The organism is Nostoc parmelioides FACHB-3921, from assembly GCF_014696625.1.
GTDB classification, from domain to species: Bacteria; Cyanobacteriota; Cyanobacteriia; order Cyanobacteriales; family Nostocaceae; genus Trichormus; species Trichormus parmelioides.
In genome coordinates, this window is record NZ_JACJQL010000118.1 from 1 (window position 1) to 10,543 (window position 10,543).

At 41.4% G+C, this 10,543-nt stretch carries 12 protein-coding genes, 1 pseudogene and 1 riboswitch; of the genes and pseudogenes, 4 read left to right on the forward strand and 9 right to left on the reverse strand.

Annotation, left to right across the window (positions count from 1 at the left end; genetic code table 11):
• Window positions 1-797 precede the first annotated feature (797 nt).
• Window positions 798-948: riboswitch (cyclic di-AMP (ydaO/yuaA leader) on the forward strand.
• Window positions 949-1,099: 151 nt separating this feature from the next.
• Window positions 1,100-2,377 carry a glycosyltransferase family 4 protein gene (locus H6G14_RS31715; RefSeq protein WP_190572789.1) on the forward strand — a complete coding sequence of 426 codons (1,278 nt, stop codon included), beginning with the start codon at window positions 1,100-1,102 and terminating at the stop codon, window positions 2,375-2,377.
• Window positions 2,378-2,523: 146 nt separating this feature from the next.
• Here H6G14_RS31715 and purB read toward each other — a convergent pair whose 3' ends face one another.
• From purB to H6G14_RS31730, 3 genes and pseudogenes are all read right to left on the reverse strand, one after another.
• On the reverse strand, window positions 2,524-3,819 hold the full coding sequence (gene purB, locus H6G14_RS31720; protein WP_190572791.1) for an adenylosuccinate lyase: 1,296 nt from the start codon (window positions 3,817-3,819) through the stop codon (window positions 2,524-2,526).
• Between the two features lie 165 nt (window positions 3,820-3,984).
• Window positions 3,985-4,500 (reverse strand): annotated as a pseudogene (locus H6G14_RS31725) (DUF421 domain-containing protein).
• Between the two features lie 47 nt (window positions 4,501-4,547).
• The gene (locus H6G14_RS31730; protein WP_190572793.1) at window positions 4,548-5,447 is read right to left on the reverse strand and encodes a YihY/virulence factor BrkB family protein; all 900 of its coding nucleotides are present in this window, start codon (window positions 5,445-5,447) and stop codon (window positions 4,548-4,550) included.
• A 222-nt stretch (window positions 5,448-5,669) separates the two neighbouring features.
• Here H6G14_RS31730 and cobW point away from each other — a divergent pair, with 222 nt between their 5' ends.
• Both cobW and H6G14_RS31740 read left to right on the forward strand, forming a co-directional pair.
• Complete coding sequence (gene cobW / locus H6G14_RS31735) at window positions 5,670-6,710, forward strand: cobalamin biosynthesis protein CobW (RefSeq protein ID WP_190572795.1); 1,041 nt, start codon at window positions 5,670-5,672, stop codon at window positions 6,708-6,710.
• A gap of 41 nt (window positions 6,711-6,751) precedes the next feature.
• Window positions 6,752-7,222: an ABA4-like family protein gene (locus H6G14_RS31740; RefSeq protein ID WP_190572797.1), complete on the forward strand. Its 471-nt coding sequence runs from the start codon at window positions 6,752-6,754 to the stop codon at window positions 7,220-7,222.
• A 79-nt stretch (window positions 7,223-7,301) separates the two neighbouring features.
• Here the strand turns inward: H6G14_RS31740 and H6G14_RS31745 are convergent, their stop codons facing one another.
• The 4 genes from H6G14_RS31745 to H6G14_RS31760 all read right to left on the reverse strand — a co-directional run bounded on the left by H6G14_RS31745 (window position 7,302) and on the right by H6G14_RS31760 (window position 8,529).
• Window positions 7,302-7,520 carry an acetyltransferase gene (locus tag H6G14_RS31745; protein WP_190572799.1) on the reverse strand — a complete coding sequence of 73 codons (219 nt, stop codon included), beginning with the start codon at window positions 7,518-7,520 and terminating at the stop codon, window positions 7,302-7,304.
• A gap of 40 nt (window positions 7,521-7,560) precedes the next feature.
• Entirely contained in the window at window positions 7,561-7,779 is a 219-nt protein-coding gene (locus H6G14_RS31750; RefSeq protein WP_190572801.1) for a hypothetical protein, read from the reverse strand.
• Between the two features lie 64 nt (window positions 7,780-7,843).
• Complete coding sequence (locus H6G14_RS31755) at window positions 7,844-8,152, reverse strand: DUF3181 family protein (protein ID WP_190572802.1); 309 nt, start codon at window positions 8,150-8,152, stop codon at window positions 7,844-7,846.
• Between the two features lie 119 nt (window positions 8,153-8,271).
• Window positions 8,272-8,529: a hypothetical protein gene (locus H6G14_RS31760; protein WP_190572804.1), complete on the reverse strand. Its 258-nt coding sequence runs from the start codon at window positions 8,527-8,529 to the stop codon at window positions 8,272-8,274.
• Here H6G14_RS31760 and H6G14_RS33420 point away from each other — a divergent pair.
• Window positions 8,507-8,686: a hypothetical protein gene (locus tag H6G14_RS33420; protein ID WP_206757624.1), complete on the forward strand. Its 180-nt coding sequence runs from the start codon at window positions 8,507-8,509 to the stop codon at window positions 8,684-8,686. The two genes, H6G14_RS31760 and H6G14_RS33420, sit on opposite strands and share 23 nt — an antisense overlap.
• Window positions 8,687-8,697: 11 nt before the next feature.
• Here the strand turns inward: H6G14_RS33420 and H6G14_RS31765 are convergent, their stop codons facing one another.
• Both H6G14_RS31765 and H6G14_RS31770 read right to left on the reverse strand, forming a co-directional pair.
• Window positions 8,698-9,081 carry a response regulator gene (locus tag H6G14_RS31765; protein ID WP_190572806.1) on the reverse strand — a complete coding sequence of 128 codons (384 nt, stop codon included), beginning with the start codon at window positions 9,079-9,081 and terminating at the stop codon, window positions 8,698-8,700.
• Between the two features lie 6 nt (window positions 9,082-9,087).
• On the reverse strand, window positions 9,088-10,275 hold the full coding sequence (locus tag H6G14_RS31770; protein WP_190572808.1) for a sigma-54-dependent Fis family transcriptional regulator: 1,188 nt from the start codon (window positions 10,273-10,275) through the stop codon (window positions 9,088-9,090).
• Window positions 10,276-10,543 lie beyond the last annotated feature (268 nt).

Here is a 10,543-nt window from a genome sequence, read left to right on the forward strand (position 1 = left end):
AATCTAGTCACACCCTCAGTCCTTGATACGCCCCTCCAAAAGGGTTTTAACCTGATTATTTATTCTCCCACCAATATGGTCTGCTTATTTACGCCGTGTTGTACTAGCGTAGAAGGGTCAAATGATCGAAATTGACTATGAGATTTTTAAATCCCTTCTTTATTGTTAGCAATTTAGTCTGGAAAATCAAGCATTGCAATACAATACTTTAGACATAAATCCTGTAATTATGTCTTTTGATATATACTTTCTGCACAGCTTAGAACATTGAGTAAATATTTCTTGATTTTTGTCAATCCCCGCAGGAAGTATTTATACTACTAAATTATTTAATATTATACTTTTTATAACACTAACTAGATAAATCACCACAATATTGCCCGAATTATTTTTATGTAATGTCCAGTGATTTCAGATATATCTGTTGACCGTTGACTGTTGATAGAGTGGAAAGTCTTTATTGGCAGCACATGACTTTATTAGACATAACAGAGTGCTGACAAGACTTGCGGGGTACTAACCATCTTAAGATTGAGGCTGTTTTCAGCAGGTATAAGCCAAAAATTTCAAAAATATAGTCAAGGAAATATTTCTTTAGAAAGTTGAATCATCGAATATATGGCAGTTAATATTATCAACATAGAAAATACTTTTTCTTACAAAATATTTCCTCATTTCAGTTGGGTTGTGACACCTTTCTAGAGGTGTTATTCAACAAGCTGGAAGTAATTCAAGACGTTTTTTTTGTAAAAGCTATTGACTATAATGGCGATCGCCAGTAAAGTGTTAAGCAAATGTAAATCAGTCAGCCTAATCTTAATTGCCCCAAACATTGAGGCAATCAAAGAGCGGAGGAACCAAAATTGGGGCGTATTTTGGATTATCCAAAAAGGATATCTCTCAGTCCTAGCCCGTCAGCTAACTTCGTCGGCATTGAGAGGAGATTGAACGTACAGATTTTTATATAATGTCTGTCGTCAGTGTCCTTGGCTGGTAGCTTTACGCTTCGTTTTACCCGCCCTCGACCAGAGGCATGGATACTTATGTCCTAAATTCTGGTGTCTGAGGAAGAAGTAGTTACCTTGAGGTGAAGCTCACTATGTTCCAAACTAAAAAACATCGGATTGCACTTATTTCTGTTTCTGGAGACCCATCTGTCGAAATAGGTCAAGAAGAAGCTGGTGGTCAGAATGTTTATGTTCGAGAAGTAGGCTACGCACTAGCCGAACAAGGTTGGCAAGTGGATATGTTCACTCGCCGCATCAGTCCCGACCAGGCTGAGATTGTCCAACACAGTCCTAATTGCCGCACTATCCGCTTACAAGCGGGGCCAGTTGAGTTTATTGGACGTGATCACGTATTTGATTATTTACCGGAATTCGTGGCTGAATTCCAACGCTTCCAAAAACGCCAAGGTTATAATTATCAACTCATTCACACAAACTACTGGTTGTCGTCTTGGGTAGGAATGCAACTGAAAAAGCAACAACCGTTGGTGTTGGTGCATACATATCACTCATTAGGGGCAATCAAATATCAAACGATCGCAGATATACCCGCCATAGCTAATCAGCGATTAGCCATCGAAAAAGCTTGTTTAGAAACTGTAGACACAGTAGTTGCCACCAGCCCCCAAGAACAGCAACATATGCGCGCCCTGGTTTCTAAGAAGGGACGCATAGAGATGATTCCTTGCGGGACTGACATTAATAACTTTGGAAACATTGACAAGTCAGCCGCACGGGAAAAACTGGGAATTGCACCTGATGCCAAGATGGTATTTTATGTAGGTCGTTTTGATCCCCGTAAAGGCATAGAAACCTTAGTCAGAGCCGTTGCTCACTCTAGCTTGAGAGGTGAAGCAAACCTCCAGCTAGTCATTGGTGGTGGTAGCCGTCCTGGTCAAAGCGATGGCAGAGAGCGCGATCGCATTGCTAATATTGTTACGGAACTAGGACTAAACGATTGCACCACCTTTGCTGGTCGCCTAGATCATGAAATTCTCCCTTACTACTACGCTGCGGCTGATGTTTGCGTCGTCCCCAGCCACTACGAACCCTTTGGTTTAGTTGCTATTGAAGCAATGGCTAGCAAAACCCCCGTAGTAGCCAGTGATGTCGGTGGATTGCAATTTACAGTAGTCCCAGAAGTCACAGGTTTACTTGCACCTCCACAAGACGAATCAGCTTTTGCTACAGCCATAGACCGCATCTTAGCCAATCCAACTTGGCGAGATCAACTAGGTGCAGCCGCCCGCCAGCGAGTGGAAACCACCTTCAGCTGGGACGGTGTAGCATCCCAATTGAGTCAGCTATACACTCATTTATTAACTCAAAATGCGCCAGCAAGGAAGGAAAAAGAGGCTGTTGCAGCGTAGTTAATTAAAGTTTGCTGGAACCTAACCCCAACCTCTTCCTCTACAAGGGAACGGGCTTAAGGCAATACGGTTCGGGGAGGCAGGGGAAGCAGGGGGAGAACTTACTCCAAGATTTTCGCCCAATCCCCAATCCCCAATCCCCAATCCTAAATATCCAACCGGCGATAAACCTCATCCAAATGTTTCAGATGTTGCTGTGGGTCAAAACACACGGCAATTTCTTCTGAGGACAAATGTTGAGTGACACGAGGATCTTTAATGATCAAGTCGTGGAAATTGCCTTCTGGCTTATTCCATGCCGTATGAGCATTTTGCTGAACGATCGCATATGCTTCTTCTCGGCTGAGACCCTTATCTACCAAGGCCAGCAAAACTTTTTGGCTGAACACAACGCCACCATAGCAGTTGAGATTCCGCGCCATATTTTCTGGGTAGACTAACAGTTTCTCCACCAAATTGGTGATTTCTATCAACATGAAGTGGGTCAAAATGCAGGCATCTGGCAGAACTACTCGTTCCACTGAACTATGGGAAATGTCCCGTTCGTGCCATAGGGCGACATCTTCTAAAGCTGCACCGGCATGACTCCTCACTAGCCGCGCCATCCCCGTCAGCCGTTCCGAACGGATGGGGTTGCGTTTGTGTGGCATCGCACTAGAGCCTTTTTGTCCCTTCGAGAAAAATTCCTCTACTTCTAGAACGTCCGTTTTTTGTAGATTGCGAATTTCTACAGCAAAGCGTTCGATAGAGGCAGCAATCAAGGCTAATTGCTGTACGAAATCAGCATGAATATCGCGGGAAATGACTTGTGTAGAAGCTGTATCGGGTTTGAGTCCGAGTTTTTGACAAGCGATCGCCTCCACCCGTGGTTCAATATTAGCGTAGGTTCCCACCGCGCCGGAAATCTTACCCACAGCGATCGTTTCCCGCAAAATTGTCAGCCGTTGTTGGTGGCGTAACACTTCCGCCAACCAACCAGCCAATTTAAACCCAAAAGTGATTGGTTCAGCGTGAATACCATGCGATCGGCCAGCCATCACCGTGTAACGGTGTTCCCGTGCCTTTTGGCGAATCACCTGAATCAAATCTTCCAGACGTTGCGCCAACACATCCAAACTAGCAACCAATTGTAAAGCTAAAGCTGTATCTAATACATCAGAGCTAGTTAAGCCCAAGTGAATGTAACGCCCAGCATCACCCACATACTCATTGACATTAGTCAAAAAGGCGATGACATCGTGACGGACTTCCGCCTCTATTTCCAACACCCGTTGCGGATCGAAATTTGCCTTAGCCTTGATTTCCTCAACAGCAGCAGATGGAATATAACCCAATTCCGCTTGGGCTTCACAGACTGCAATTTCCACCTGAAGCCAGGTTTTTAGTTTATAAAAGTCAGTCCACAGGTTGCCCATTTCGGGCAGAGTATAACGCTCTATCAACGTTCGCGGCAGAATACAACTGTCATATTTTACCCCGCTTTGGTTGATAGTTGTCAGTTGATAGTTGATAGTAGGGGCGGGTTGATGAAGATCATTGTCCGAGAGTGAGGATATCTGTCAACCCGCCCGTACATTTGTCAGTCATCAGTTAACAATTGTTACTCCCTATTCCTTAGCCGCCAGTTTTGACTCTGATGTAATAATACTGATGCTACCGTCAGCTTCCATATACGCCAACTTGACATCGGCTAAGAACTCTACACCTTGTTGACGTAACTTGCTTTTCAACTCATCTTCTGTAATTAATTCTCGTTGCAAATGCCGTTCAATTGTCTTACCATTTTTTACTAACAGTAATGGTGGTGGATTTAAGAAGCGTTGAACTATCGGCAATTTATAACCTAATCAGTTAAGAAAATAGCTCCAAAAAATTACCGTTCCGACAAGAATTGCTCCTTCAGTAATAGATGTATAGTTACTTGCCATTGCATTTTGAGCAGCTTCAGCAAATAGCACAACTACGAGCAAATCCGTAATTCCTAAAGTTCCCATCTGTCTACTAGGCAGTAAGCGCAACACCGAAAAAAGAGCCAAATAAACCAATGACCCCCGGATTACAAGCTCTAAAATACTGATACTAGGCACAAAAATCGCGTGCCAATTTATAGAAAACCAACTCATAATAATTTGTAATTTTTAATTATTGACTCCCCCATTCCCTACATTCTCTAATGCCGATTTCCCGAATTTGTATCATTTAACGGCATAGCGTGACGAGTTGGAACAATACGTCTGCCATATTTTCTTGCATAAACCTGGGTAAACTCAGCCCCGAAAAAGAGAATTTGGGCAGTATAGTACACCCAAGCTAAAATCAACACCACAGAACCAGCCGCCCCGTAAGCTGAACCAAAACCAGCATTACCTAAATATTGTCCTAATAAAAACCTACCAATAGAAAATAAAATTGAGGTAAGAATTGCGCCAACTAAAACATCTTTCCAAGTAATTTTGACATCTGGTAAAACTTTAAAAATTAATGCAAACAGCAACGTAGTGATGGCAAAAGAAATAATAAAATTAACAAGTTGCCAAAGAAAATCTACACCCGGTAGTAAACCGCCAAAATAATTAACTAGCGTTGATAATACTGTACTAATTACCAGAGAAACTAACAGCAAAAAGCCAATACCTAAAACCATGCCAAAAGATAAAAAACGCTGGCGAAAAATCCCCTTGACACCGCGTCCTGGTTTTGGTTGTACTTCCCAAATGGTGTTGAGGGAGTCTTGTAACTCGATAAAAACACCAGTTGCACCCAATAGTAAAAGAGCAATACTGATGAGAGATGCTACCGTACCCGTCTTTGGCCTATCTACATTTTGGATAGCAGTTTCAATAAATTCTGCCCCATCTCTACCGACTAAACCTTGAATTTGCTGCACAATTTCGCCCCTAGCAGCTTCCTCTCCAAATACTGCACCAGCGATCGCAATCACAATAATCAACAATGGTGCAATAGAAAACACCGTATAATAAGCCAATGCAGCCGCTAAACGTGAGGCTTTATCATCATTCCACTCTTGGAAAGCCTCTTGGAAAAGTTGCCAAATCGCTTTTAAGTTCATTTCCTCATTCTCCCTTCTAGGAAGATGCCGATTCATCTCCTGATATATTTGATACTGATTTAATTAGTAATGACATCTTTCCTTGGGTACTTATAAGGTCATCTTCAGGAAGAATTTGGCAAATTTAGCTCAGAAGCATTGCCCGAATGGCAGATAATACAGATACAACCTAGACTTCTTAATTACGAATTACTCTCTTAATTTTGTTGATTTACTGAAATAATGGCTCGAAAAATCCCAGTCACCGTAATTACAGGCTTTTTAGGTAGTGGTAAAACCAGCCTCATTCGCCACCTACTGCAAAATAATGCAGGCCGCCGCATAGCAGTTTTAGTCAACGAGTTTGGCGAACTTGGGATAGATGGCGAATTATTGAAATCCTGCCAAGTTTGTCCCGAAGATGAGGACGGTGGGAGTAATATTTTTGAATTAACTAATGGCTGTCTATGCTGTACCGTCCAAGAAGAGTTTTTGCCGACGATGCAGGAATTACTCAAACGAAGAGATAGCATAGACTGTATCGTGATTGAAACCTCTGGTTTAGCCTTACCCAAACCATTAGTAAAAGCTTTTCGCTGGCAAGAAATCCGCAACGCCGCCACTGTGGATGCAGTGGTAACAGTGGTAGATTGTGCAGCAGTCGCATCAGGAACCTTTGCCAGTGATTTAGAAGCGATCGCCATCCAACGCCAAGCTGATGATAGTCTAGAACACGAAACCCCATTGCAAGAATTGTTTGAAGACCAGCTAGCTTGTGCAGACTTGGTAGTTTTAAGCAAAACCGATTTAGTTGATGCCGCAACAAAATCACAAGTTGAGGAATTAGTCAAGCAAGAACTCCCCAGAGTGGTGAAAATGGTGGAGAGCGATCGCGGTCAACTCGACCCATCTATACTATTAGGATTCCAAGCCGCCGTAGAAGACAACTTAGATAGTCGTCCCAGTCATCACGACACCGAAGAAGACCACGACCACGACGACGATATCACCTCAACTCACCTAATTTTAGACCGGGACTTTGACCCAGAAAAATTGCAACAACAACTGCAAACACTGACTAATCAACAAGAAATCTACCGCATCAAAGGCTTTGTCGCAGTTCCCAACAAACCCATGCGCCTAGTCATGCAAGGGGTAGGTAACAGATTTGATAAATTTTATGACCGCCCTTGGCAACCACAAGAAGCCAGACAAACTCGTTTAGTTTTTATCGGTCGTGATTTAAACTCAACAGAAATAGAATCGCAATTGGTAGCCTTGTAATTTAGCAACAAATTGGTAATCCCCAATCCCCAGTCCCCATAATGAACATCACCCAACTATTTAACATCGCTAATATTTTTGTCTTACCATTTTGGGCGTTAATGATTCTTCTGCCCAACTGGAAAGTCACACGACGAGTAATGGAATCATATCTAATCTTCTTGCCCTTAGCTGGAGCATACCTATATTTATTTATCACCAGCATTACTCCGGAAAATGCCCAAGCTTTATCTAATCCCCAATTAGCAGACATAGCTCGTTTTTTTGCCGACGAAACAGCAGCCGCAACTGGTTGGATTCATTTTCTGGTGATGGATTTATTTGTCGGTCGCTGGATATATTGGGAAGGGCAAAAAACGGGAATTTGGACAATTCATTCACTCATACTTTGTTTATTTGCAGGCCCCTTAGGGGTTTTATCCCACATTTTTACTTACTGGATTACTAAAGCATTTTCTACCAAATTATCAAGTAGCGATACAGCTAAATCACCAGAACAAGCTGCGTCTTAAATAGAGAGTTAGTTCCCCTCTTGATACCCAAATATCCCCGATTTTTTAGAAAAATCGGGGATATTTTTTATCAAAAAAACTAAGAAGCTTTAGCTGTCCGGTAATTGGCATCTAACCAACAACGAGGAAGACTTTCACCGGAAGGAAACACGAGATTTTCTTTTTTGAAAGAATCCGTATCTTGTTCTTCTTGACCTTCCTGATCCCGCCCATGAACAATGTCAATGCTTGGATCGATTAACTCTTGAATATCCACAACTTTCACTAAATCACTGGTGTCTTTCGTTTGTAAAAGCATATAAATAACCTCACTATTAACTATTGAATGGGGGAAAAGCTTAATTACCAGAATCTTCTAATAATTGCCTAAGACGCATATACACTTCTTCTGGTGTTAGGGGTTCAGATTTTATTTCATCAGGAATATAATATTGTCTAATATCGGCAAAATAACGTGCTGCAAAGCTGGGTGTTAAATTTAGCTGTGAAGCTTTTTTACCCAATTTCTCTGCTGTTTTTGCTAGAGTATATTCATAGTGAAATTCATCAGCAGCCATAAACTTTACCTCCTTAATTAAGGGGTATAAAAAGTAAAACGCTGCGATAATCTGAATTAAAGAATTATATTTCGCGTTGATATTTTTCTAAAATATCCACCAGAGTTACCTGACATTGCAGTGGTAATAAATCAATCAAAGGCAGTTCTCGCCTACCACCGCCAATTTTTACAGGAATAGATTCTAGTACTTTGATAACTCTGTCTTCAGTAACTGAGTTAGAAGTAATTAAGGGATATAACTGTTCAGCGACGACAGTATGCAGTTTGGCATCACCTAAATATAGATGCCATTTGGCAATATCTATATAAACGTTTTCCCCAATTTCCGCCGCTAGGGCTTCCAGCAATTCTGTCGTATTAGTCTTAGCCATAAAAATCACCCCATATAAAAAAAGAGCGCGAACTCTCAGGCTAATAATCATTATCGCGCAATTTAACGGGTGAGTGTACAGCCACAGGTTACAATTGCCCTAGCTTTAGCAGTCCCTCTTCAGGTGGATTTAGGCGGTGTAGGTGAATAGTTAGCGATCGCTGCAATATAAATTAGATGCACTAACAATACAATCACCCAACCAGCCGTTAACAATGGTAGCCATTCCCATTTAGCTAAGGTGATGTTTTGGAAAAACCATAAACCAGAGTTAATCGTTGCCGCAACAGCTACATGAACAGCAAAGTTCATTCTGTCATCTAACTTGCGGAATTCTGGGTCTTTGCGATCGGGTTTGCGAGGCCAACGAGGAGGCATAAATATTTGTTACAAATTTCAACACACCCTGATTATACTAAATCAACGGGCAGAACAAGCTGAATTACTGTTAGAACAAGAACGCCAATGTGCAGAACAGTTAGCAGCTTATTTACGTAGTCTCGGCGTTGACCCCGACAACCTCCCACAAAGCTGAAAGTAACTGAGTTAGTTACGAGAATGAACGTAAGCAGACTCCACCATTTTTAGTAATGCGGGAATCTCATAGGGTTTATGAATAAAATGCTCCACACCCAAGGATGAAGCTAATTCGTCTAAATAACCGTATGCTGTAGCTAAGACAACTGCTATGTTAATACCTTCTGCTTGTAGATATTGGTACACTTCAACCCCACTTAACTCTGGCATTCTATTATCCAAAATCAATAAATCCGGTTTCTCTTCAATAACTTTTTCTAGAGCTTCTTTGCCGTTACAAGCCTCGTAAACTTCCCAGCCTTCTTCCTGTAATATAAAAGAGAGCATCATTCGGCTATCATCATCATCATCAGCTATTAAAACCTTGCCCCTGCCTAAATTCTGATTGTTCATAAATTGTTAATTTTTTATTGGTAAGGAATAAATTAATGGAGTTGGCTGTAATGGATATGTATTTAAGGTTGCAATAGGCAGAAAACTCACTAGGACAAATTCGGAATTTGCCACCCTCTTAGCAGCCACCTCTAGTGTTCCCCCTTTACCTGCCATATCAAAAGCTTGCAAAAAATAACGTAACAAATGGCGTGAAAGACTTGCTGGTTCGGTAATGACTGTAATTGGCTCTTGCCAGTTCGTAACAACCTCTATCCTGCGGATGCTAGCTTCCGTGGATAGTAACTCCACAACATCTTGGATAGTTTCAGTTAGGGAGATAATTTCCACTGAACCAACATCACTAGAGGCTAAATTACGCCAAATTGCGGCATGGCGTTGAAATATCCGAATCGATTTTTCCGCCTGTTGCAGTAATTGTTTGGCATAATCTAGGCGATTCACCGCCACCATCCGAGAGCTGACTTCCAATTTTAAGCGTGCAGCATGGTGTGCTTGGATGATATCTTGACGCAGTTCTTCTAATGGTTGATATTCCTCAGGATTAGAAGTTAGTACATGATGAATATCTTTTTTGAGGTTTGCTATTAAGAATTCTGCCTCGACAGCACGAGACGCACACAATAAAATTTCTTTTAATCGTTGTCCTGCATCCTGACGTTGTGAAGAGATACTCAATACTCCGACAATTTCCTGTTTTTCATTACGCAAAGGGATACCCTGACAGGTAAAAGGATGGAAGCCTTCAATAAAATGTTCACTGGCGATAATTTCTACATAATCTTCTTCTGCTAAGGGTGTACCGATGCCATTAGCGCCAGCTACACTTTCAGATAACAAAGAACCAGCAGCAGGAAAAGATGGTGAGTTGATAGTTTGTTCATCGCCTGTTAAACCTAGCAGAATGGCCTGGCGATCGCCTAACATAACTGCATGAGGTTCTTTACCAGCTGCCTGGGACAAAATTTGGAAATAAGGACGCACAACATTAAGCAAATAACTCTGCTGCTCTACTAAGCGTTCTGTCTCCAAACTGGAAAGTTTTTCTGCTTGTAACGCGTGGGGATTAGCTCCTTGCAGATGGGATCTTTCCCACGCTCGATAAACTGTTGAGCGTAATATATTCTTGGGTAGCGCCCCCGTGCTTTTATATACACGCCCTGCCTCTAATGGATCATTCTCTAAAATAAACATGATTTTGAAATTTTTAGAGCATTCCTATGTTAAGCTCGGTTGATTTTCAAGTCAGCTAATAAGATATTACTGTTATACAAACTTTCCCAAATATGACAATAAGAAAGTAATGATTTTTCTAGAAACCCATTAAATATTATTTTTATAGAGAAAATGATATTTATAGCGTTTACCAGTCTAATGAAGTACATTATTTAAAATAAAGATAGTGTAGATACTCAAGGGTAAAAATGAAACCATATTCCCTAGACTTTCGCCAAAAAATATT

Excerpts from the sequence above, each read along its gene's own strand:
- H6G14_RS31760 (WP_190572804.1), bottom strand. The coding sequence starts at position 8,529 with ATGCCTCCTCGTTGGCCTCGCAAACCCGATCGCAAAGACCCAGAATTC.
- H6G14_RS31770 (WP_190572808.1), bottom strand. The coding sequence starts at position 10,275 with ATGTTTATTTTAGAGAATGATCCATTAGAGGCAGGGCGTGTATATAAA.
- cobW (WP_190572795.1), top strand. The coding sequence starts at position 5,670 with ATGGCTCGAAAAATCCCAGTCACCGTAATTACAGGCTTTTTAGGTAGT.
- H6G14_RS31715 (WP_190572789.1), top strand. The coding sequence starts at position 1,100 with ATGTTCCAAACTAAAAAACATCGGATTGCACTTATTTCTGTTTCTGGA.
- H6G14_RS31750 (WP_190572801.1), bottom strand. The coding sequence starts at position 7,779 with ATGGCTGCTGATGAATTTCACTATGAATATACTCTAGCAAAAACAGCA.
- H6G14_RS31740 (WP_190572797.1), top strand. The coding sequence starts at position 6,752 with ATGAACATCACCCAACTATTTAACATCGCTAATATTTTTGTCTTACCA.
- H6G14_RS31755 (WP_190572802.1), bottom strand. The coding sequence starts at position 8,152 with ATGGCTAAGACTAATACGACAGAATTGCTGGAAGCCCTAGCGGCGGAA.
- H6G14_RS31730 (WP_190572793.1), bottom strand. The coding sequence starts at position 5,447 with ATGAACTTAAAAGCGATTTGGCAACTTTTCCAAGAGGCTTTCCAAGAG.
- H6G14_RS31765 (WP_190572806.1), bottom strand. The coding sequence starts at position 9,081 with ATGAACAATCAGAATTTAGGCAGGGGCAAGGTTTTAATAGCTGATGAT.
- H6G14_RS31745 (WP_190572799.1), bottom strand. The coding sequence starts at position 7,520 with ATGCTTTTACAAACGAAAGACACCAGTGATTTAGTGAAAGTTGTGGAT.